Annotated in this window: 18 protein-coding genes; 11 read left to right on the top strand and 7 right to left on the bottom strand. The window is 66.1% G+C overall.

Translation table 11 applies throughout. The features are described from left to right. The 5 genes from ROZ00_00695 to ROZ00_00675 all read left to right on the top strand — a co-directional run bounded on the left by ROZ00_00695 (nucleotide 1) and on the right by ROZ00_00675 (nucleotide 6451). Nucleotides 1-621 (top strand): hypothetical protein, encoded by a 621-nt coding sequence (locus ROZ00_00695; GenBank protein ID MDT3734725.1) that lies wholly within the window; start codon nucleotides 1-3, stop codon nucleotides 619-621. Then, nucleotides 621-1079, top strand: a complete 459-nt coding sequence (locus ROZ00_00690) for a hypothetical protein (GenBank protein ID MDT3734724.1) — start codon at nucleotides 621-623, stop codon at nucleotides 1077-1079. The genes ROZ00_00695 and ROZ00_00690 overlap by 1 nt, the downstream gene beginning before the upstream one ends. Nucleotides 1080-1102: 23 nt before the next feature. Further along, a complete protein-coding gene (locus ROZ00_00685) occupies nucleotides 1103-4366 on the top strand; it encodes a hypothetical protein (GenBank protein ID MDT3734723.1) in 3264 nt (1087 codons plus the stop codon). Continuing rightward, complete coding sequence (locus tag ROZ00_00680) at nucleotides 4363-5058, top strand: type II secretion system protein (GenBank protein MDT3734722.1); 696 nt, start codon at nucleotides 4363-4365, stop codon at nucleotides 5056-5058. Before ROZ00_00685 ends, ROZ00_00680 begins: the two co-directional genes overlap by 4 nt. Nucleotides 5059-5167: 109 nt before the next feature. Next, nucleotides 5168-6451, top strand: coding sequence for an adenylate/guanylate cyclase domain-containing protein (locus ROZ00_00675; protein ID MDT3734721.1), 1284 nt, complete (start codon nucleotides 5168-5170; stop codon nucleotides 6449-6451). An 18-nt stretch (nucleotides 6452-6469) separates the two neighbouring features. Here ROZ00_00675 and ROZ00_00670 read toward each other — a convergent pair whose 3' ends face one another. Next, on the bottom strand, nucleotides 6470-8200 hold the full coding sequence (locus ROZ00_00670) for an ATP-binding protein (protein ID MDT3734720.1): 1731 nt from the start codon (nucleotides 8198-8200) through the stop codon (nucleotides 6470-6472). Between the two features lie 132 nt (nucleotides 8201-8332). On the opposite strand from ROZ00_00670, the gene ROZ00_00665 reads away from it, so the two are divergent. Further along, on the top strand, nucleotides 8333-9010 hold the full coding sequence (locus ROZ00_00665) for a prepilin-type N-terminal cleavage/methylation domain-containing protein (protein ID MDT3734719.1): 678 nt from the start codon (nucleotides 8333-8335) through the stop codon (nucleotides 9008-9010). A 149-nt stretch (nucleotides 9011-9159) separates the two neighbouring features. On the opposite strand, the gene ROZ00_00660 is transcribed toward ROZ00_00665, so the two are convergent. Together ROZ00_00660 and ROZ00_00655 are read right to left on the bottom strand one after the other, a co-directional pair. Further along, nucleotides 9160-10203 (bottom strand): GSU2403 family nucleotidyltransferase fold protein, encoded by a 1044-nt coding sequence (locus ROZ00_00660; GenBank protein MDT3734718.1) that lies wholly within the window; start codon nucleotides 10201-10203, stop codon nucleotides 9160-9162. A 98-nt stretch (nucleotides 10204-10301) separates the two neighbouring features. Then, the gene (locus tag ROZ00_00655) at nucleotides 10302-12269 is read right to left on the bottom strand and encodes a monovalent cation:proton antiporter-2 (CPA2) family protein (GenBank protein MDT3734717.1); all 1968 of its coding nucleotides are present in this window, start codon (nucleotides 12267-12269) and stop codon (nucleotides 10302-10304) included. A gap of 80 nt (nucleotides 12270-12349) precedes the next feature. On the opposite strand from ROZ00_00655, the gene ROZ00_00650 reads away from it, so the two are divergent. The 4 genes from ROZ00_00650 to ROZ00_00635 are packed head-to-tail and all read left to right on the top strand — an operon-like array spanning nucleotide 12350 to nucleotide 15339. Beyond that, the gene (locus ROZ00_00650) at nucleotides 12350-13342 is read left to right on the top strand and encodes a KpsF/GutQ family sugar-phosphate isomerase (GenBank protein ID MDT3734716.1); all 993 of its coding nucleotides are present in this window, start codon (nucleotides 12350-12352) and stop codon (nucleotides 13340-13342) included. Nucleotides 13343-13352: 10 nt separating this feature from the next. Next, a complete protein-coding gene (lptC, locus tag ROZ00_00645) occupies nucleotides 13353-13931 on the top strand; it encodes an LPS export ABC transporter periplasmic protein LptC (GenBank protein MDT3734715.1) in 579 nt (192 codons plus the stop codon). Nucleotides 13932-13936: 5 nt separating this feature from the next. After that, a complete protein-coding gene (gene lptA, locus ROZ00_00640; GenBank protein ID MDT3734714.1) occupies nucleotides 13937-14548 on the top strand; it encodes a lipopolysaccharide transport periplasmic protein LptA in 612 nt (203 codons plus the stop codon). 14 nt (nucleotides 14549-14562) lie between these two features. Then, nucleotides 14563-15339, top strand: coding sequence for an enoyl-CoA hydratase (locus tag ROZ00_00635; GenBank protein ID MDT3734713.1), 777 nt, complete (start codon nucleotides 14563-14565; stop codon nucleotides 15337-15339). Here the strand turns inward: ROZ00_00635 and ROZ00_00630 are convergent, their stop codons facing one another. Further along, a complete protein-coding gene (locus tag ROZ00_00630; GenBank protein MDT3734712.1) occupies nucleotides 15340-16221 on the bottom strand; it encodes a DMT family transporter in 882 nt (293 codons plus the stop codon). It lies immediately after the preceding gene. A 252-nt stretch (nucleotides 16222-16473) separates the two neighbouring features. Between ROZ00_00630 and ROZ00_00625 the strand changes: the two genes are divergently transcribed. Next, the gene (locus tag ROZ00_00625) at nucleotides 16474-17034 is read left to right on the top strand and encodes a phasin family protein (GenBank protein ID MDT3734711.1); all 561 of its coding nucleotides are present in this window, start codon (nucleotides 16474-16476) and stop codon (nucleotides 17032-17034) included. A 95-nt stretch (nucleotides 17035-17129) separates the two neighbouring features. Here the strand turns inward: ROZ00_00625 and ROZ00_00620 are convergent, their stop codons facing one another. The 3 genes from ROZ00_00620 to hrpA are packed head-to-tail and all read right to left on the bottom strand — an operon-like array spanning nucleotide 17130 to nucleotide 22334. Further along, the gene (locus tag ROZ00_00620; GenBank protein ID MDT3734710.1) at nucleotides 17130-17882 is read right to left on the bottom strand and encodes a molybdopterin-binding protein; all 753 of its coding nucleotides are present in this window, start codon (nucleotides 17880-17882) and stop codon (nucleotides 17130-17132) included. Then, complete coding sequence (locus tag ROZ00_00615) at nucleotides 17879-18601, bottom strand: EI24 domain-containing protein (protein ID MDT3734709.1); 723 nt, start codon at nucleotides 18599-18601, stop codon at nucleotides 17879-17881. The genes ROZ00_00620 and ROZ00_00615 overlap by 4 nt, the downstream gene beginning before the upstream one ends. A gap of 7 nt (nucleotides 18602-18608) precedes the next feature. After that, nucleotides 18609-22334: an ATP-dependent RNA helicase HrpA gene (gene hrpA / locus ROZ00_00610; protein ID MDT3734708.1), complete on the bottom strand. Its 3726-nt coding sequence runs from the start codon at nucleotides 22332-22334 to the stop codon at nucleotides 18609-18611. Nucleotides 22335-22376 lie beyond the last annotated feature (42 nt).

Below are 22376 nucleotides of genomic sequence, written 5' to 3'. Positions count from 1 at the left end.
ATGGCCGCCACCTTCTCCAAGGACGATTTCCGCCGCATCCGCCTGAGCCTCGCGGCCGCCGCCGTGATGGTCGCCGCCGGCGGCGCCATCGTGTACGCCTCGATGCAGCTGAACCAGGCGGAGAAGAAGAGCAAGGCCGCGGCGCAGGCCAAGCGCCTCGACAGCCAGGGCAAGCTGGCACGCGCCCGCGACGAGGAACTCGAGATCAAGAAAAAGATCGCCCGCTACAACGAGCTCTCCGCCCGCGGCATCTTCGGCGAGGAGCGCCGCCTCGACTGGGTCGAGCGGATCCGCACCATCAAGAACGAGCGCAAGCTGTTCGACATCCAGTACGAGATCACCCCGCAGCAGACCATCGACGCCGCCACCCTGCCCGGCGCGAGCGCCAGCTACGAATTCCTCTCCAGCACCATGCAGATGCGCATGAAGCTCCTGCACGAGGAAGACCTGCTCAATTTCCTGGGCGACCTGCGCGCCGCGGCCCAGGCCTACATCCGCGTGCGCCGCTGCGACGTCGAGCGCCTGCCGAAAGCCACCGGCGAAATCCGCGGCCTGCCGCCGCTGCTCGCCGCCGACTGCACCATCGAATGGATCACCGTCCGCGAGAGGAAGGCCATCTGATGACCCGCTCCGTGTTCGCGAAAACGCCAGCCGCCGCACTGCTCGCCGCCGCCCTCCTGCTCCCGGCCGTCCCCGCAGCAGCCGAAGAACTCGGCCGCCTCTTCTTCACGCCCGAGCGCCGCGCCGCGCTGGAACGCCAGCGCCAGCTCAACATCCAGGAAGCCCAGCAGCAGCTGATCGAAGGCGCCACCCTGTCCGTCTCCGGCGTCGTCCAGCGCAGCGGCGGCAAGACGATCACCTGGGTGAACGGCGCACCGCAGGAAAGCATGAACCCGGCCACCGGCGTGCGCGTCGAGGTCGACCGCACCAACCCCGGCCGCGCAACCGTCGTAGCCGGCGAGGAAGAGCCCGCCTCCCTCAAGGTCGGCGAAGCCATCAACCGCGCCACCCGCGAAACCACCACCGGCGTCGGCGACGGCCGCATCACCGTCAAGCGCGAAAGCGCCCGGACGAAGTAGGCACGCCCCGTTCCGGCCCGGCCATGAAACAGGCAGAAAAGTCAGTCCCCGCAGGACGGCGACCGCATCCCCGCGCCAGCCGGCGCGAGCGCGGCGCCGCCCTTCTCCTCTTCATGATCCTCGTGGTGATGGCTGCGCTGGCCTATCTGATCAGCAACCTGACGCCGGAAAGCATCGAACGGCGACGCAACCAGCAATCCCAGGAAGCGCTGGCGCTGGCGCGGGAAGCGCTGATCGGCTATGCGCTGCAATACCGCGAACAGCAGATTGCGCAGGGGCAGCCAGACCGGGTGTACGGCTACCTGCCGCTGCCGGACATCGGCACCACGCGCAACAACAACGCCGGCTGCATGGAGGAGGGCTGCGATGCCGCCAACTTCGCCGGCAACGCACTCAACACAACGGTGATCGGCCGTCTGCCCTGGCGCACGCTCGGCATCGAACCCCTGCGCGACGGCCATGGCGAATGCCTCTGGTATGCCATTTCCGGCAGCCATCAGCGCATCCAGCAGGGTGTCCCGTTGAACTGGGACACGCTCGCGCATCTCGATATCGTCGTCGCCAACGGCAGTGCGGCACTCTCTTCTGCAATAGCCAGCGCTCACGAGCGCCCGGTATTGGTGATCTTCTCACCCGGTCCGCCGCTGCCTGGCCAGGACCGTGCGCCCGCCGGGGGCGACGACGTGACGCGCTGCGGCGGCAATTACAACGCTCTCAATTACCTAGATCCCGCGTCCGCGGCCGCACTCGGTGGCGTCACCAACTACCTTGCCAACACCAATAATGCCTTCGGCCTCACCGACCCAACTGCGCCGAAAGCGCTCTCCATGCAAGGCAAGGTATTTGCCTCGGGCAGCAATTACCAGCCCGACGCCTGCCAAGGGGGAGACTGCACCCTCGTTGCCAACGACAGCGGCCTGCCGCTGACCGGCGACGTGCTCTTCAGCGCCATCCGCAAGCACACCTACTTCCGCACCGACATCAATTCGATGCTGGACCGCATAACCGATTGTTTGCGCGACAGCGGGGTATCCGGCGGTTATGGAAAGATAGGAGGCACTGACGACGGCACGCTCTGCTATGGCTCACAGGCCGTGCCCAAAGGCTATTTCCAGCATTACAGGGAAATGATTTTCACCGCCGGCGGGACGATGCAGGTCAATGGGGTCAGCGATTGCGCCGGCGCGCTGTTGTTTTCCAATCAGCGGGGAGCAGGCCAGTTGCGGGTAACGGACGCACACAAGAACACTCCGCCTGGCAGTTACGACAACTACCTTGAAGGCGTCAATCTCTCGAGCTTCAAGACATCTGGGACGACCTTCTCCGGCCAGGAAACCTTCGAACGCGTATCCATCAATCAAACCGCGCAACAGGACATCGTCCGCTGCATCCCGGCCGGCACCCTGCCTTCGTTTTTAACAACGCAGTCGCCCGGATTGAATGCGGCAGGCTTCCCCCAACTCGCCAGCTACTCACCGACGACTCGCACCCTGTCCCTCGGTCAACAGGTTCACACCGCACTGTCTTCCTCGCTCGCCAATTTCCTATACGGCTGCGCCTGGCGGCCCGAGACGCATGCGATGGGCGGCGGACTTCGCAGCTATTTCACTTTCCGCATCAACGATGCGGGCTTGTATCTGTCATGGCCCCAGCTGGGTTTTACTTTTTCCATCGTCGACGGCGACAACAACGGCACGGACGCCTGCGGCGCGGCCGGCCAGCACCTGGGCTATTCGGGCAACAACACCGAATCACCCTTCATTGCCCAGCCCAAAATCGCCTTCGAAGTGGATCCAAGAAGGGAAGGGGCGGCGTTTCCTTCATCGAGTACGAGCCACCTGACCAACGGCCGCAACGATCCTCCCACTGACAGCGCCAACTACCGTGGCGGGCACGTGGCGCTAGTTTACTGGGGCGGGGAAACACCCACATCCGCGCCGGCGATATCCCCCTGCGACGCGCCCGCCTATCTTTCCGGTGGCGTCTGCACCCTGCCGCAAGAGGAAGACGACAACGTCCATGGCCAGACCGCTCTCGCCAGGACCGGATTCCCGGTGCCGCCGCCCAATCCGGCCGCACCCATCCCGCGACTTACCGTGCCACCCGACACTCCGGCAGGTGTCTACAAGCTCGACCCCGACACCACCAGCGCGCCGGTCAACCAGCTCTTCCATGTGCGCGTGGAGCTCACCCGCACCACATCGCCATATAACTTGCCGCGAGTACGCGTCGCCACCACCGGGGAAATCAATCTCAGCGCACCGGGCATGATCGACGCCAACGGCATCCACCTGTTTCAGGTCGATGACGTCTACCTCTTCCCCGGCGACCGCGTGCTGGTGAAAAACCAGAGCGATCCCAAGCAGAACGGTATCTACGTCTGGCAGGGTGCCAACCAGGCAATGCAGCGTGCCGGCGATGCCGACAGCGTCGAAGCTCTGGCCGGCCTGATCGTGGAAGTCATGCAGGGCATGACCCAGGCCGGGCAACTTTGGCGGCAACAAACGGTGCAGCCGGTGTCCTGCGCCGACCCCGCCCTGACGCCGATCCACTGTACGGCTTTTTATTGGCAGCCCGCCCAAGTCGCGCAACACAGCGACCTGGGAGAAGCCGGCAGTCAATCAGGCCGCGTTGCCTATGTGCAGAAAGGCGACCAGGCCAACGGCTGGTTCCGCTCGGACGGCACCGGATGGCAACACGTCTGGGCGCATTTGTCCTCGCAAGGGGCCATCAATCTGGCCAGCGCGCCAGCCACCATCGATGGCATCGCGCCGACAGCTGGTAACCGCATCCTGGTCAGGCATCAGGCCAATGCCGCCGAAAATGGCGTCTACAACTGGAGTGGTGCAGGGGTGGCAATGGGCAGGGAGGCGGAATTCGACTCGGGACCGGAATTGGCCGGCGCGCTGGTGCAGGTGCTCTCGGGCAGCGACGCCGGCCGCGCCTTCCGGCAAACGACCATGCCCTACGGCGGCACGGTCGGAACAAATGCCATTCAGTGGGAAGCCATCGATCCTTCGCCGCGCTATCTGCTGGAAGCGTGGCTCTTACGCGACAGCCCGAGTTACTCGCAGCTCATCTCTGCCATGCAGGACACCACCCGGCCGATGAGTTTCCTCACCGCCTCCATGAATCCGCCGCCCGACTTCCCGCCGCATTTGCGCGACACCCCTGTCATCCCCTATCCTTTCCGCAAGGCGCGCCTGGGCTTCACCATCGGCCAGCGCACCTCGATCAACGACCAGACCGTCACCATCGGCAACTACTTCACGACATGGCTCGAATGAACGCCGTCCCGCGCAGACTGACTTTTGCCCGCGGCTTCACCCTCGCCGAGATGGCGGTGGTGCTGGTGATCGTGGCGCTGCTCATCGCAGGCATGGTGCTGCCGATCTCGGCTCAACAGGACATCCGCGCACGGCAGGAAACCGAAAAGGCGCTCTCCGACATTCGCGAGGCGCTGCTCGGCTACGCCGCCAGCCATTCCGCATCCGACGGAAAGCCCCATCTGCCCTGCCCCGACACCAATGACGACGGGAGCGAAGACCGCAGCGCCACGCCGGGGCCTTGCACCAGCCAGGAGGGACGCATTCCCTGGACGAACATCGGACTCGGCCGCAACGACGCCTGGAACAACCGTCTCCGCTACCGCGTTACGGCAGCGTTCTCGAACAGCGCCACCGGATTCACCCTCACCAGCGCCGGCGATTTGAGTGTCTGCGCCGACAGCGCCTGCGTATCGACGATCGCCGCCAGCGTGCCCGCCGTCGTGCTCTCGCATGGCATCAACGGGGCCGGCGCCTTCAACATGGCCGGCGGCACCAACCCCGCCCCCACTGTCGCCGACGAACTGGAAAACACGGACGGCGACACTGTCTTCGTCAGCCGGATATCCGATGGCGGATTCGACGATCTCGCGATCTGGGTTCCCTCCACCGTCCTCATGAACCGCATGCTCACCTCCGGCAAGCTCCCCTGACCCGCATACCTCAGATGGGCTATGCCGGCATCCTTGCCAGCGCGGCATAATCCTGCGAAACTTTGACAAAAAACGGGGATATCCCGCACCAACCCATACGGAGACCCGCATGACGGCCGGCTCAAATGGCCTCCTCGACCGGCTGCGCACTGCCGGTATCGACCCTGACGACAGCGAAGAGCTGCGGCTGAACAAGTCGCTGCTGATGTTCGCCACGGGCCTGGCCAGCGTGGCCTCGATGCTGTGGCTGGTCATCTACTGGAACCTGGGGCCGCAGTTTTCCTCGACGCTGCCTTTCGCCTTCCAGATCCTGCTGGCCGTCAACCTGGCGATCTACATCAGGTGGGGCAATTTCGATTTCTTCCGCCTCAGCCAGCTGACGCTGCTGCTCTTCTTTCCCTTCGTCGTGCAATGGAGCATCGGCAACTTCATCACGTCGAGCGGCATTGCCATCTGGGGCCTGCTGGCCCCGGTCGGCGCCCTGCTGTTCTTCGGCGTGCGCGAGGCCTTCGGCTGGTTCATCGCCTACCTCTTCCTGCTGGCGATGTCGGGCTTCTTCGATTTCCACCTCGCCGAGGCGGAGTTCCAGACCAAGACGCAGGTTCCCGTCAGGACGGCGGTGGTCTTCTTCGCCCTCAACTTCGCGGCGGTGGCGACCATCATCTTCCTGCTGCTGCGCTTCGCCATCGTCGAGAAGCAGAAGGCGCAGACGCGCCTCAACGACGCCCACCGCCTGCTGCAGATCGAGCAGGAGCGCTCGGAGCGGCTGCTGCTCAACATCCTGCCCGGCCCGGTCGCCGAACGGCTGAAGAACAGCAATCAGACCATCGCCGACGGCTTCGCCGACGTCACGGTGATGTTCGCCGACATCGTCAACTTCACCCACGTCGCGGAGGGCATGGCGCCGACCCAGGTGTTCGCCATGCTCAACCGCATCTTCTCCTCCTTCGACGAGCTGGCCGAGGAATACGGCCTGGAGAAGATCAAGACCATCGGCGACGCCTACATGGTGGCCGGCGGCCTCAACGACGGCCAGTCGGACTATTCGGTCGCCATCGCCGACATGGCGCTGGCCATGCGCGAACTGCTGCGCCGCGACTTTACGGTGAACGAGTCCCACCTGGAGGTGCGCATCGGCATCGGCACCGGGCCGGTGGTCGCCGGCGTGGTGGGCAAGAAGAAGTTCATCTACGACCTGTGGGGCGATACGGTGAACATCGCCAGCCGCATCACCTCCGAGGGCGTGCCCGGCATGATCCAGGTGGATGCCACCACCTACCGCCGCCTGAAGGAGCGTTTCGACTTCCACGAGCCGCAGACGATCTACCTCAAGGGCAAGGGCAACATGGAAGTGCACCGCATGATCGGCCGCAGGGGCGCCGCGGCAGCGTAGGTCGGGCTGAAGTCCGACTTACGTTGTCCTCTCGGACAAGCGGCACAGTTCGAAAACGACCCGCCCCGTCTGGTTGGCACTGACTTTCAATTCATACCCGTAGAACTCGGCATGCCGGGCGGCCTGATAGAGGCCGATGCCCAGGCCCACCCGCGAGGCAACGGGCGCACGTAACAGGTTCTGCGCCACTTCGGGCGGAATCTCCCTGCCGTCGTCGCTCACCTTGAGCCGGATCCGCCCGTCGAGGTCGAGTTCGACGCGGACCTGCAGCGCCGGCGTCTCCTGCTTCTTGGCCAGCGCGTTCTCGATGAGGTTTTCCGCTGCGCTGTTGAACAGCGTGGCGGGGATCATCAGGTCGCCTTCGATGCGCGGCGGGAAGAAGCTGACGCCGGCCTGGGCGTAGCGGGCCTGCAGCCCGGCCCACCACTGTCCGGCGGGCACGAATTGCGCGCCCTCCAGCTCGGGCCGCCGCAGCTTGTCGAGCGTCTGCTGCAGCCGCTGCGCGATGACCGGCAGCTGGCGCCGCAGCAGGGCCTGGTATTCGGGCGAGGGCGTCTCGCCCTCGCCGGCCGCCGCCAGGCAAAGCGCATTGAGCGACTGCAGGAGGTTCTTCACGTCGTGCGTCAGGCGCGCGCCGGTCTGGTGGATGGCCTTGACGAAGCTGAGCTGCTGCAATTCCCGGGCGCGCAGCTTGGCTTCGTAGAATTCGCCGAGCAGTTGCGCGAGCAGGTTGAAGTGCCAGTTCAGCGCCGGGCTGAGAGGCTGCTGGGTGAAGACGGCCAGCGTCAGCAGCCCGTGCCGGAATTCGCTGCGCTGTCCCTCCTGCCGGCCCGAGCCGCCGCTGCTGCCGGAGGCGCGCCATTCGCAGCCGTTGACCCACGGCAGCCGGGTCATGCCCTCGAGCGACTGGGCCAGAAACCGGTCCGGTTCCTCCTCGCGCTGCATGTTGTCGGCCAGCTCGTGCAGCCAGCGCTCGAAGGGCAGCCCCAGCGACAGCATGTAGCGGGAAAAGAAGACGCCGAAGCCGGCGAAGCCGAGGCGCGGGTTCCATGCCCAGGCCATCAGCAGCAGGATCGCCCCGAAGGCGATGATCGTCGCCACCAGCGACTCGAAATAGCCGCGCTTGAGCAGCAGCATGGCGGCGATGCTGCCCAGCACCAGCACCGCCAGCAGGAGGAAGATGAAGGCGCTGTAGACGAAGTCGACGACCTCGACCTCGCCTTCGGCTTCCTGTTCCACCGGCAGGAAGGCCATCACGGGGAACAGCGCCGGCAGCACGTACTTGGCCAGGAACAGGAACTCGCCGGGCGGCATGAAGTTGCCGGGCAGCACCTGCGGCACCAGCACCACCAGCAGCACGCTGATCAGGTAGGACAGGACGAGGAGATAGAAGACCTTCGTGCCCCGGCCGGCATAGAAGAACACCTTGCCGCCGACGATGCCGGCCAGCGCCATCGTCCAGAAGATCATCATCCAGTTGCCGGCCCAGTAGGCCGAGGCGGCAACGATCACGGCCGTCACCGCGAGCTGCAGCGGGCTGAGGCGCTGCTCGGCCCGCACGAAGGGCTGCCAGAGGATGAACAGGCCGATATGCCCCACCAGCAGGGTACGGCCGACGCCGCTGGCGATGCCTTCCAGCAGCAACAGGTGCAGGAGGCCGAGCATGCCCAGCAGCAGCCAGCGGCGCTGGTTGTGGGCCAGCCGGGCGAAGGAGGAAGTCCGCGTATTTATTGTGGTTTCTGACCGCATGGCGACAGTATTGTCGAAAGATCGACAGCTTTCTGTGAAATTTTCACCATTTTTGCGTCAACCAGGGGCTATGGGCGGCTGGCCCGTTTATTGCATTATGATTGGCGTAGCATATTCACTCAGGAGAATACCGTGAGACAAAAACAGATGGGCTTCACCTTGGTCGAAATCGCCATCGTTCTGGTGATTATCGGCCTCTTGCTCGGCGGCGTGTTGAAGGGACAGGAACTGATCAACAGCGCGAAGGTGAAAAACTTCGCCAATGACTTCCGCAACATCCCCCTGTTCATCTACGGCTATCAGGACAAGTACAAGTCGCTGCCGGGTGACGACGCCGCGGCAGCGACCCATGTCACCGGGGCCACCACCGCCACCACCCCGGCCGCCTCGCAAGGCAACGGCGTCATCAACGGCAACTGGAATTCTTCGACGGTAACGGACGAGTCGTTCCTGTTCTGGCAGCACGTGCGCCTCGCCGGCCTCGCCGCCGGCCCGACCACCGTCACCGACCCGGACTACATCCCGAAGAATGCCGAAGGCGGTCCGATCGGCATCGAGGCGGGCAACGCCGGCTTCATCGGCAACATCGCCGGCCCGCCGGCGATCCAGGGCCTTGCCAGCACCTATGTGATCTGCTCGCAGGGCATCCTCGGCAAGTTCGCCAAGCAACTCGACATCACGATGGACGACGGCAACACGCAAACCGGCTCCATGCGCGTGGTGGATCTCACTCATGTGCGCGGCGGCGGCGCCCTGGCCACCACTGCGGTGGTTGACTCCACTTCCTACATCGTCTGCATGGGCCTGTAACGCCGCCTCCGGCCCCGCCCGAAAAAACCCGCCGCGAACCGGCGGGTTTTTTCATTTTCGCCCTTCCGCAAAAGTCAGTCCCCGCAGGACGGCGGCAAATGCGGGCCGCGGCGCCAAACCACCTATGCCCAAGTACCTCGTCGCCTGCCTCAGGGGCGCTTTTTCCGGGCTGTCAGACATTCAGCCAGCACTTCCCCGAGCGCCTGGGCAACCCCGGGGCTTTTCGCCAATGCCGGGTAAAGCGGCTTGACGGCCTTGGTCATGGTTGCGGGGGCATCGGAAAAGGCGCCCTTCAAGGCCAGGGGGTCGGATTCTGCAAGCACGGCCGCCAGAACAAGCGCCTGGTGCTGATCCTTGGCGGCCTTTTCCCTGAAGCCGCGTCTCTGGGTGCTTGAATAGAACTTGTGCCAGACGAGACGCGCCGCCTGCGGCAGGCGGACGGGAACGCAATGCCCGCCCGCCAGCATCGCGCCCGGTTCGGATGCTTCGAGCAGGTAGCCGTAATGCGGCACGGCCTGTGCGGCCCACGCCAGTTCGGGCACACGGACAATGGACCCCAGCCGCGCGCCGGGCGCAAGCACATCGACGCGCAGGCCTTGCACGCCGGGCAATTTCACGGACGTCGCGTTTTCGGATGCGCGCAGCCCCGGAACCGCCGCAAACGGCAACCCCGTTGCCTGCAGCGTCGCGAGAAACGGCAGCGGGGCCGCCAGCTTGAGCTGCTGCCGGCGCGCAAGGTCGATATCCAGGGTACGGGCGCTGACGGCGACCGCACCCAACTCGTTGAGCCAGGCCATGTAGCCCAGCGTGCCGACCAGCACGAGACCTGCCTGGAATGCGCCCCGATTATGCAGTTCGACCAATACGCGGGCCGCGGATTTGTCGGCCACCTGAAATCCGAGCTTGCGCAGCATGGAGACCTGGGACGCCGCCCATTCGCTGAAGCGCATCCGCTCTCGCATGGACTGCAGGGCTTCGGCATCGCCGTCCTTGCAGACCAGTTCCTCGGATTGCTTGCCCGGGACCGAGTAAAAGACCCGGTACCAGTACGGGTAGCCGCTGCCTTTGCGCAAGGCGAGCGTGCCCGTCGTGCCGGGCAGCAGCAATCCGGATGCCAGAACCCGTTCCTTGAGTTCCGCGTACTGGGTACGGAAAGCCAGTTCGTGCTCGCGATACAGCGCCGGCGCAGCCATTGCGATTACCCAATATTTTCGTATTTCATTGGGTAATTGTACCGAAACCCCGGAAAGAAATTACCCAATAAATAAAAAATATATTGGGTAAGTCCGGCTCACCCCTTCAGCAGCCGCTCCTCCCCCGCCGCCAGCCCGTCCGGCACGCCCAGCAGCACGACCACGTCGCCCGCCTCGAAGCGGGCCTCCGGCGAGGGGCTGACGGCCCGGATGCCGCGCCGGCGGATCACCGACACCGAGACTTCGAAGCGGTCCAGGCCGAGATCGGCGATGGTCTTGCCGATGCCCCAGGCGCCGGGATTCAGCACGACGGAATGCATGCGCCGCTGCCGCGCCTCGTCGAGGTCGTCGGCGGCGTCGGTGGCGCCGTGGAAGAAGCCGCGCATCAGGTCGTAGCGCTGCTCGCGCACCTCGCGGAAGCGCCGCACGACGCGGTTGATCGGCACGCCGAGCAGCACCAGGGCGTGCGAGGCGAGCATGATGCTGGATTCGAGCGTCTCCGGCACCACCTCGGCGGCGCCGGCCTGCGAGAGGCGGTCGAAGTCGCTCTCGTCGGCCGCCCTGACCACCACCGGCAGCTCGGGACGGAGCTGCCGCGCCAGGGCCAGCACGCGCAGGGCCGAGTCGGGATCGGCATAGGAGACGATCAGGACGCTGGCGCGCATCAGCCCGGCGGCCACCAGCGCCTCGCGCCGGGCGGCGTCGCCGTACACCACGGTGTCGCCGGCCGCGGCGGCCTCGCGCACGCGCTCCGGGTCGAGGTCGAGGGCGACATAGGAGATTCCTTCCTGCTCCATGAAGCGCGCCAGGTACTGGCCGCTGCGGCCGTAGCCGCAGATGATGGCGTGCTTTTCGGTCGCCATCGAATGCGCGGCGATCTGCGTCAATTCCATCGCCCGCAGCATCCATTCCGAGGCGCAGAAGCGCATGACGACCTTCTCGCTGTGCATCACGATCAGCGGCGCCAGCAGCATCGACAGCACCAGCGCCGCCGTCACCACCTGCAGGGTGGCGCCGGGCAGCAGGGGCAGATCCTTGATGTGGGCAATCAGCACGAAGCCGAACTCGCCGCCGGCGCACAGCCACAGGCCGGTGCGCATGGCCGTGCCCGGCAGGGCGCCGAAGGCCCGCGACAGGCCGGCGATGAGGACGAATTTTCCGGCCAGCAACAGCGCCAGCAGGCCGATCACCCAGGGCAGCTGGTCCGCGATGACGCCCACGTCGAGGAACATGCCGACGGTGATGAAGAACAGCCCGAGCAGGACGTCGCGGAAGGGCTTGATGTCCTCCTCCACCTGGTAGCGGTATTCCGTCTCGGAGATCAGCATGCCGGCGAGGAAGGCGCCCAGCGCCAGCGAGAGGCCGGCCAGTTCGGTGAGGTAGGCCAGGCCGAGGGTGATCAGCAGGACGTTGAGCATGAACAGCTCGGCCGAACGCCGCCTCGCCACGATGTGGAACCAGCCGCGCATCAGGCGCTGGCCGAAGAACAGGATCAGCGAGAGCACCACTGCGGCCTTCAGCGCCGCCACCGCGAGGGTGCCGGCCAGAGCCTCCGGCGCCTGCGACAGCGCCGGCACGACGATCAGCAGCGGCACCACCGCCAGGTCCTGGAACAGCAGCACGCCGATGATCTCGCGGCCATGCTTCGACTCGAGCTGCATGCGCTCGGCCAGCATCTTGACGACCAGCGCGGTGGACGACATCGCCAGGATGCCGCCCAGCGCGATGCCGGCCTGCCAGGACAGTCCCGCCAGCATGGCGACGGGCACGTTGATGGCGACCGTCACGGCGACCTGCGCCATGCCGAGGCCGAACACCGTGCGCTTCATGCTGTACAGGCGCGCCAGCGAGAACTCGAGGCCGATCGAGAACATCAGGAACACCACGCCGAACTCGGCCAGATGCTGCGTCGCCTCGGAATCGGGAATCAGGTCCAGCGCATGCGGGCCGATGGCGGCGCCGACCAGCAGATAGCCCAGCACCGGCGGCAGGTTGAGCGAGCGGAACACCACGACCACCAACACCGCGGAAGCGAGCAGGACGAGTACGAGTTGCAGGGTGGTCATCGGGTCGGGGAGCAGCGAATCGTCAGGGGATGCCGGGTGTTGTTTGGTATACTTTTGCCTAGTCTAATCAAATCGCATTCATGGACCAAATCCCGGCCACCGAGAAGACCGATCCGAACGCACTGGAGCTGGCGAAGAAAGTGCTGCGCATCGAGGCGCAGGCCGTCGCCGGCCTGATCGATCGCCTGGACGGCGCCTTTCCCCGAGCCATCGAACTGATCCTCGCCTGCCACGGTCGCGTCATCGTCTCCGGCGTCGGCAAGTCCGGCCACATCGCCCGCAAGATCGCCGCGACGCTCGCCAGCACCGGCACGCCGGCCTATTTCGTGCACGCCGCCGAGGCGGCCCACGGCGACCTCGGCATGATCACCCGCGACGACGTCCTGATCGCGCTGTCCAACTCCGGCGAGAGCGAGGAACTGCTCACCATCGTGCCGCTGGTGAAGCGCCAGGGCGGCCGCCTGATCGCCATCACCGGCAGCGCCGCCTCCTCGCTGGCCCGCGAAGCAGACGCCCATCTCGATGCCGGCGTCGCCGAGGAGGCCTGCCCGCTCAACCTCGCGCCCACCGCCAGCACCACTGCGGCGCTGGCCATGGGCGATGCCCTCGCCGTGGCCCTGCTCGACGCGCGCGGCTTCGGCGCCGAGGATTTTGCCCGCTCCCACCCCGGCGGCGCGCTCGGACGCCGTCTGCTCACTCATGTGCGCGACATCATGCGCAAGATCGACGCGGTGCCCCGCGTCGGCGAGAACGCCACCGTCGCCGAGGCGGTGCTGGCGATTTCCCGCGGCGGCATGGGCATGACGGCCGTCGTCACCGACAAGCTCGCCGTCGCCGGCATCTTCACCGACGGCGACCTGCGCCGCGCCATGGACAAGGTCGCCGACATGAAGGGCACGCCGGTGACGCAGGTGATGACGCGCAACCCGAGGACCATCGGCCCCGAGCGTCTCGCGGCGGAGACGGCGCAGATGATGGAAGAGCACAGGATCAACCAGATCCTGGTGGTCGAGAACGGCGTCCTGGTCGGCGCGCTCAACACGCACGACCTGTTCCGCGCCAAGGTCATCTGAGCGGCACGACATGAAATTCAAGCCGCGCGGCCAAGGCCTCTTCCAGATTGCCCTGATGACCCTGCTGGTCGGGCTCACCTTCTGGCTGCAGCGCGCCACCGAACTGCCGGACGGCTTCAGCGACACCCTCCTTCGCCACGACCCCGACTACTACGCGGAGAACTTCACCGTGCGCCGCTTCGACGGCACCGGCGCCGTGCAGAACATGCTCGTGGCAAAAAAAATGGTACATTACCCGGACGACGACACCACGGTCGCGACCGAGCCGCAGATGTCGTTCCTCAAGGGGCCTCGGCCGACGCGCATCACCGCCCTGCAGGGACTGATCGGGCCGGATGCAGGCGAGGTCGCCCTCGTCGGCAATGTGCGCGGGGTGCGTGCGGCGTCCGCCACGGATCCCGAAATCGTCTTCACCACCACCCACCTCACGGTGTTCCCCGACGACGAAGTGGCGCGCACGAACGCAGCCGTGACGTTCACCCAGGGAGCCTCGGTCATACGCGGGATAGGGATGGAAGCCGACGGCAAGACCCAGCTCTACAAACTGCACAACCAGGTCAACAGCACCATCGAGAACAAACGCCGCTGACGCCCATGATGCCCGCCAAATCCGCACCCCGAATCCTGCTCTGCGCGACGCTGCTTGCCGTCGCCACGCTCAGCCACGCCGAGAAGGCGGACCGCGACAAGCCGGTCAACCTCGAATCCGACCGCGCCACGGTCGACGAGATCAACAAGGTGCATATCTTCGAAGGCAACGTCACCCTGACCCAGGGCACCCTGGTCATCCGCAGCGACAAGCTGGTGGTGCAGCAGGACGCCGAGGGCTTCCAGAAGGGCATCGCCACCGCCAATCCCGGCAATCTGGCGCGCTTCCGCATGAAGCGCGAAGGCAAGGACGAGTATGTCGAGGGAGAAGGCGAGCGCATCGAGCACGACGCCAAGACGGAGATCACCAAGTTCTTCAACCGCGCCTGGGTCAAGAGCGGCCAGGACGAGGTGCGCGGACAGTTCATCGTCTTCGACGGCATCAAGGAGAACTACTCGGTCACCAGCGGCCCGGCCGGCACCGTCGTGCCCGGGCGGGACAGCCGCGTGCGCGCCGTGATCCAGCCGAAGAGCAAGGCGGCGCCCGAGGCGGCCGTGCCCGGACAGCCGGTGCGCCTGCAGATCGCCCCCAGCATTTCGAATCCCAGACAGGAATAAGGAGCAACAACCCGATGTCTTACGAGAACATCATCGTCGAGACCCGCGGCAAGGTCGGGCTCATCACGCTGAACCGCCCCAAGGCGCTCAACGCGCTGAACGACGCGCTGGTCGACGAGCTCGGCGACGCGCTGGACAAGTTCGAGGCGGACGAAAACATCGGCGCCATGGTCGTCACCGGCTCCGAGAAGGCCTTCGCCGCCGGCGCCGACATCGTCGCCATGAGCCAGATGGACTACATGGACGTCTACAAGAGCGACTTCATCACCCGCAACTGGGAACGCGTCAAGACCTGCCGCAAGCCGGTCATCGCCGCGGTGGCGGGCTTCGCCCTGGGCGGCGGCTGCGAGCTGGCGATGTCCTGCGACATCATCATCGCCGCCGACACGGCGAAGTTCGGCCAGCCGGAGATCAAGCTCGGTATCCTGCCCGGCGCCGGCGGCACGCAGCGCATGCCGCGCGCCGTGGGCAAGGCCAAGGCGATGGACCTCTGCCTGACCGCCCGCATGATGGACGCGGCCGAAGCCGAGCGCGCCGGGCTCGTCTCGCGCGTCGTGCCGGCCGACAAGCTGCTGGAGGAGGCGCTCGGCGCCGCCGAAACCATCGCCGGCTTCTCGCTGCCGGTGATCATGATGGTCAAGGAGTGCGTCAACCGCGCCTACGAGGGCCCGCTCGCCGAGGGCATGCTGTTCGAGCGGCGCGCCTTCCACGCCGCCTTCGCCCTGGCCGACAAGAAGGAAGGCATGGCCGCCTTCGTCGAGAAGCGCAAGCCGGACTTCAAGAACAGGTGATCATTTCCTGACGGCAATGGCGACGCCCGCCGCGGCGATCGCCATGCCCGCCACGGCCGTCAGGCCAAGTTTCTCCCCGAAAATCAGAAAGGCCATCAACGCCGTCGTCGGCGGCGTGAGGTAGAACAGCGCCGAGACGCGCGTCGCCGCGCCGCGGCGGATCAGCAGGTGCAGCAGCGAGATCGCCCCCAGCGACAGCACCACGATCAGCCAGCCCAGCGCAAAGACGAACTGCCCGCTCCACTCGACGCGCATGGTCTCGAAAATGAGCGCGAAAGGCAGCAGCACCAGCGCGGCGGCAACGAACTGGACCACCGAGCCGCTCCACAAGTCCAGTTCGGCACAGAAGCGCTTCTGGTAGAGCGTGCCGAGGGTGATGCTGAGCAGCGCCATGACCGAGAAGGCCAGTCCGGCTCCGCTCAACCCGGCAAAGCCCAGCTTCTCCCATACCACCAGGGTCACCCCGCAGAAGCCGAGCGCCAGGCCCGCCCACTGCCGGCCGCTGACCCGCTCGCCCACCATCGAAGCGCTGAGAAAGGCGGTCAACAGGGGCTGGATGCCGACGACCAGGGCCACCACACCCGCCGGCATGCCGGTATAAATGGCCAGGAACACCCCGGACAGATAGCCCCCATGCAGTAACGTGCCTGCAACAGCAATATGGAACCATTGGATCGGGCGGTGCGGCCACGGCCGGCGCAAGACCAGCGCCAGCAGGCCGAGCAGGCCGATCACGCAGGCAAAGCGGACCAGCAGGAAGGTCAGCGGCTCGGCAAAAGGCAGTCCCAGCTTGGCGCCGATGAAGCCGGTGCTCCAGAGCAGGACGAACAGGCCCGGCGCCAGGACCAGCAACATCGGTTGCGAATGCGTTTTCTCGGTCATTTATGCTTGAAATCCAGGTTGCACTGCCATAAATACAGGGTCGCAAGGCAACAAAGTTAAGTGCTTACTAACTTTTATCAATATGTATTTAATATGTTTTTAATTATCTCAAAAATTATTGTGCTTTGCACAAAAAAGTTCTTGACTTGGAAAGATTCGACCCTATAATTGAATCATGCTGCGGTGCAACAAGTAGTAAGGATTGATACCGAATTTCCATTTTCAGATTGCTGTCATTTCAAGGAGAGAGAAATGCTGACCACCCCGGAACAACTGGCTACCGCCAACAAAGCCAACGTCGAAGCCATGCTGACCCTGGCCAACACYGCGTTYGCGAGCGCCGAGCGCTTCGCTGCGCTGAACCTGAACACCGCACGTGCCGTGCTGGAAGACAGCGTGAACAACGCCAAGGCCCTGCTCGGCGCCAAGGACCTGCAGGAAGTCATTTCCCTGCAAGCCACCCTGGCCCAGCCCTCCGTCGAGAAGGCCGTTGCCTACTCGCGCAGCGTCTATGAGATCTCCGCCCAGACCCAGGAAGAGTTCTCCAAGCTGGTCGAGGCCCAGTTCGCCGAAGTGAACAAGAACGTCGCTTCCACGCTGGACAAGGCCGCCAAGTCGGCCCCGGCCGGTTCCGACGTCGCGGTTGCCGCGGTCAAGTCCGCCATCGCCGCCGCCAACTCGGCCTACGACACGATGAGCAAGGCTGCCAAGCAGGTCGCCGAGATCGCCGAAGCCAACGTGGCCGCCGCGACCAACGCCACGGTCAAGGCCGTCGGCGCCACCGCTGCCGCCAAAGCCAAGAAAGCCGCCTAAGCTTTCCGGCTGCACCATCCTCCTCCCGCCCCGCGCAAAGCGGAGCGTTTCGAGCCCCGGCTTCGGCCGGGGTTTTTTCTTGCCCGCCGCCTGGGTTATTTCTCCTTGCCGGCCCACTCGTAGCCGAGCCGCGTCACCTCGGCACGGATCTCCTCCATCGCCTTCTCCACGGAAGCCGGCTCGCCGCGCACGCCCAGCTCGATATGCCGCCGCACGCCTTCGCCGCCGAATGAGGGCAGGCTGAACAGGGACGCCCGCGGATAATCCCGCGTGATGCGGTTCATCAGGTCGAGCAGGGCCGATTCGGGCGCTTCGTAGACAATGATCGCCCGCTCGTCGCGCGCCACCAGGTGATGCAGCGGGGCAAGGCGCGTATCCAGCACCCATTCCAGCATCGGCCAGGACATCACCGGAAAGCCGGGAAAGAAGTAATGGTTTCCGACCGAGAAGCCGGGAATGCGATTGTAGGGGTTGGGAATGATCTCGCTGCCCAGCGGAAACTCGCCCAGCATCAGCCGCTGCGGCGTGGTTTCCTCGCCGAATCGTGCGCGGATCTCGCGCTCGGCATCGGGGTGAAGGGCGATGCCCACGCCGAGCGCCGCGGCGGCGGCCTGGCGCGTGTGGTCGTCCGGCGTCACGCCGATGCCGCCGAAGCTGAAAACGATGTCCTCCGTGGCAAAACTGCGCCGCAGGGCTTCCGTCAGGCGCGCCCGGTCGTCGCCGAGGTACAGCGCCCAGTCGAGCATCATGCCGCGCAGGGCGAGCAGCTCGATGATCTTGGCGAAGTGCTTGTCCGCCCGTTTGCCGGAAAGGATTTCGTCGCCGATGACGATGGTGCCGAGGCTCATGATGTCCTTGCGCGCCGCAGCGCCTCCAGGCAGTAGTGGATGAAGGCCAGCCCGGCATAGGCCGGCGCGATGAGGTTGAGCACCGGCACGAAGGCCAGCAGGCCGGCGACGATGCCGGCCAGGTACAGGCTGCCGCGCTCGCGTGCCAGGACGCCGTCGATTTCGTCGGCGCCGGCATGCGCCGACAGCGCGTCGTAGCTGTAGCCGCGGTAGTTGAGGTAGCCGGCGAGCAGCACCGGCAGCACGATGGCCATGCCGGGGATCAGCCACAGCGGCAGCGTGACCACCCAGCCGGCGAGGAACACGGCCACCGCCAGCAGGGCGTTGCCGAGGCTGCCGGCCAGCGTGCCGCCGTCGCGCCGCTCCAGCTCGGGATAATCCTTCGCCGCCACCCGCTCCAGCATCAGCGGCAGGGCGAAGACGGCGACGATGAACATCGCCGTGCCGTAGATGAGCGGAATCAGCAGCAGGCCCAGCACCACCTTGACGAAGATCGCCCCGGCCAGGGCCGAGGCCTCCCAGCGCGTCTGGATCCAGTTGAGCCAGCTCACTTCCTGGAACAGGCGCTCGACGCCGGCGCCGACCGAATCCCAGGAGAGCCACGCCACGGCGATCCAGAACACCACCGCCAGCACGGTCGGCCACAGCAGGTGCCAGAGGATGCCCGGGGTGAGCAGGCTCTTCAGGGCGCGGGCGTAGGCTTTCAGGACTTCGGTCATGCAACTCCTATCTCGGCCGGCTCTCCCAGGCCTTCTGCAGTCTCTTCACGGACGCCGGCATCGGCGTCTTCAGTTCCTGCGCGAACAGCGCGACGCGCAGCTCCTCCAGCAGCCAGCGGAAATCCTCCAGCCAAGGGTCGGGCGCGCCGCTCTTGCGCCGCGCCAGCCGTTCGCGCTCCCAAGGTTTATACAATGCCGCGAACTCCTGCGCCAGCCGCGCGTCGCGCGCCGGGTCGGCGCGCAGCTTGTCGATGCGCAGCGCCGCCGCCTTCAGGTAGCGCGGGAAATGCGCCAGGCGCTCGAACGGCGTCGCCTCGACGAAGCCTTTCGGCAGCAGTTCGGCGCACTGCGCCTTGATGTCATCCGACACCGCCGGCTGCGCCTTGATCGTCGCCAGCTTCTTCTGCAGGGCGGCGTTCTCGTTGAGGATCGCACCGACCAGCCGCCCGATCTCCTGGCCGACCAGGCTGATGCGCGCGCGCGCCTCGTCCTTGCGCCTGGCGAAGGCCGCGGCATCCGCCGGCAGCGGCGCCAGCATGCAGGTGCGCTCCAGCGTCGCCGCGACGATCTGGGCCTTCAGCTCGGCCTCCGTGCCCCAGGCCATGAACAGCAGTCCCAGCTCGCGCGGCAGCGACTTCTCGACGAACTTCACCTGCTCGCGCAGCTCCAGCGCGAAGAGCCGGCGCAGGCCCTTGCGGTGTACCGACGTCGCCTTCTCCGGCGTGTCCTGCACGCGCAGCGCCACGCTGTCGCCCTCGTCCACCAATGCCGGGAAGCCGATCACGCTGCGCCCGCCGGCCTTCACCTCCATGATCTCCGGCAGTTCGCCGAAGCTCCAGGAAGTCAGTCCCTGCAATGCGGCGTCCGCAGTTTCCTCCTTCACTTCGGCGCGGGCGAAGGTCTGCTCGATCTTCGCGGCGAAGCGGCTGCGCAGCGCGGCGAGGTCGCGCGACTGGCCGAGCATGCGGCCGTGCTCGTCGATGGCGCGGAAGTTCATGAAGAAGTGCGGCGGCAGCATCTCGGCCCTGAAGGCGTCGAGCGGAAGCTTCAGCTGCATCTTCTCCTCGGCGGCGCGCGTCAGGGCGCGCAGGAAGGGCTCGTCGGCCTCGTGCGCTTCTTCCGCGAAATCGGCGACGAAGTCGTCGACCGGCTGCAGGCGGTGGCGGTACTTCTGCGGCAGGGTCTTCACGAACTGCGCCGCCTTCTGCCCGAGCAGGCCAGGCACCAGCCACTCGCAGCGCACCGCCGGCACCTGGTTGAGCGCCGCCACCGGCACGGTCAGCGTGACGCCGTCGTCCTCGGCGCCGGGCTCGAAGTGGTAGGCGAGCGGATACTGCCGGCCGTGGATCTCCATCTGCGGCGGGAAGCGCTCCGAGGTGACGCCGGCGGCGTCGTGTCGCATGAGCTGCTCGCGTGTCAGGTACAGCAGCTTCGGCTCGGCCATTTCGGCGTCCTTGCGCCAGCGCTCGAAGCTCGCTACATCCACGACTTCGGCGGGAATCTTGGCGTCGTAGAAGGCGAAGATGAGATCCTCGTCCACCAGCACGTCCTGCCGGCGCGTCTTGTGCTCGAGCTGCTCGATGTCGCGCACCAGCTTGCGGTTGTGCTGGAAGAAGCGCGCGTGGCGCGCCATCTCGTCCGGCAGCTCGCCCTGCACCAGGCCCTCGCGGATGAACAGCTCGCGCGCGAGCGCCGGGTCGATCCGACTGTAGGTCACCGGCCGCTTGGCGTAGAGCACCAGGCCGTGCAGGGTGCCGCGCTCCCAGGCGCGCACCTGGCCGGTCTTCTTCTCCCAGTGCGGGTCGTACACGCTCTTCCTCACCAGGTGGGCACCGACCTGTTCCAGCCATTCCGGCTCGATCTTCGCCAGGCAGCGCGCGTAGAGCCGCGTCGTCTCCACCAGCTCGGCGGCGACGATCCAGCGGCCGGCCTTCTTCGCCAGCGCCGAGCCGGGATGCGGCCAGAAGCGGATGCCGCGCGCGCCGAGGTAGTGGCCCTCCTCCTCGCTCTTCAGGCCGAGGTTGCCGAGCAGGCCCGCCAGCAGCGCCTTGTGCACCTGCTCGTAGGTGGCCGGCTTCTCGTTCTCGCGCCAGCTGTGTTCCCCGCACAGGGTGTGCAGCTGGGCGTGCACCTCGCGCCACTCGCGCATGCGCAGGTAATTGAGAAAATTCTTGCGGCACCAGTCGCGTTGCTTGCGCTGCGACTCGTGCGTCCACACCGCGTCGAAAGCCTTCCACAAATTCAGCCAGGCGAGGAACTCGGAGCGCTGCTGCTGCTCGTCGCCGCGCCACTTCGCATGCGCCTGGTCGGCCGTGCCGGCCTGCTCCTGCGGCCGCTCGCGCGGGTCCTGCACCGACAGCGCGGCGGCGATGACGAGCATCTCGCGCAGGCAGTGGCCGTCGCGCGCGGCGAGGATCATGCGGCCGATGCGCGGATCGAGCGGCAGCCTGGCCAGCTCGCGGCCGCTCTGCGTCAGCTCGCGATCGTCGTTGACGGCACCCAGCTCGTCCAGCAACTGGTAGCCGTCCGTCACCATCCTGGGCAGCGGCTTGTCGAGGAAGGGGAATGCCTCCACCTCATCGAGGTGAAGCGACTTCATGCGCAGGATGACGCCGGCGAGCGAGGAGCGCAGCAGCTCGGGCTCGGTGTGGGCGGGCCGCTTGGCGAAGTCGTCCTCGCCGTAGAGGCGGATGCAGACGCCGCTCATGACGCGGCCGCAGCGGCCGGCGCGCTGGTTGGCGGCGGAACGGGCGATGTCCTCGACTTGCAGCATCTCCACCTTGTTGCGGTGGGAGTAGCGCTTGACGCGCGCCAGGCCGGAATCGACGACGTAGCGGATGCCCGGCACGGTGAGCGAGGTCTCGGCGACGTTGGTGGCGAGCACGACGCGGCGGCCCTTGGCCGGCGCGAAGACGCGCTGCTGCTCCTGCGCCGACTGGCGCGCGTAGAGCGGCAGCAGCTCGGTGCCGGGCGGGTGATGTTTCCTCAGCGCCTCCGCCGCTTCGCGGATCTCGCGCTCGCCGGGCAGGAACACCAGCACGTCGCCGGGGCCGTTGCGGTGGCATTCGTCCACCGCGTCGACGATGGCTTCCGGCAGGTCGACGTTGTCCGCGGGCGGCCGCCAGCGCATCTCGATGGGATAGAGGCGGCCGGAGACCTCGATCACCGGCGCGCCGTCGAAATGTTTGGAAAATCGTTCCGCATCCAGCGTCGCCGAGGTGACGACGATCTTCAATTCCGGTCGCTTCGGCAGCAACTGCTTCAGGTAGCCGAGCAGGAAGTCGATGTTGAGGCTGCGCTCGTGCGCCTCGTCGATGATCAGCGTGTCGTACTGCCGCAGCTGCGGATCGCCCTGCGTCTCGGCGAGCAGGATGCCGTCGGTCATCAGCTTGATGTAGCTGTCGGGGCTGACGCGGTCGGTGAAGCGGATCTTGAAACCGACGGCGCGGCCGAGCTCGCTCTTCAGTTCCTGGGCGATGCGCGTGGCGGTGGCGCGGGCGGCGATGCGGCGCGGCTGGGTGTGGCCGATCAACCCGTGGGCGCCGCGACCGAGTTCCAGGCAGATCTTCGGCAATTGCGTGGTCTTGCCCGAGCCGGTCTCGCCGCAGACGATGACCACCTGGTTCTTCTGGATCGCCTCGGCGATCTCGCCGCGCTTCGCGCTGACCGGCAGTTCGTCGTCGTAGGCAATCGCCGGCCGCGCGGCCAGGCGGGTTGCGGGGTCGAATTTCATTTGACGTGCACTTGTCGCGTCGGAAAGTCAGTCGCTACGACA

Origin of the sequence: Denitratisoma sp. (assembly GCA_032027165.1) — a bacterium.
GTDB lineage: Bacteria > Pseudomonadota > Gammaproteobacteria > Burkholderiales > Rhodocyclaceae > Desulfobacillus.
Note: the sequence above shows the minus strand (reverse complement) of the source record. Positions and strands in the feature narration are given on the sequence as shown.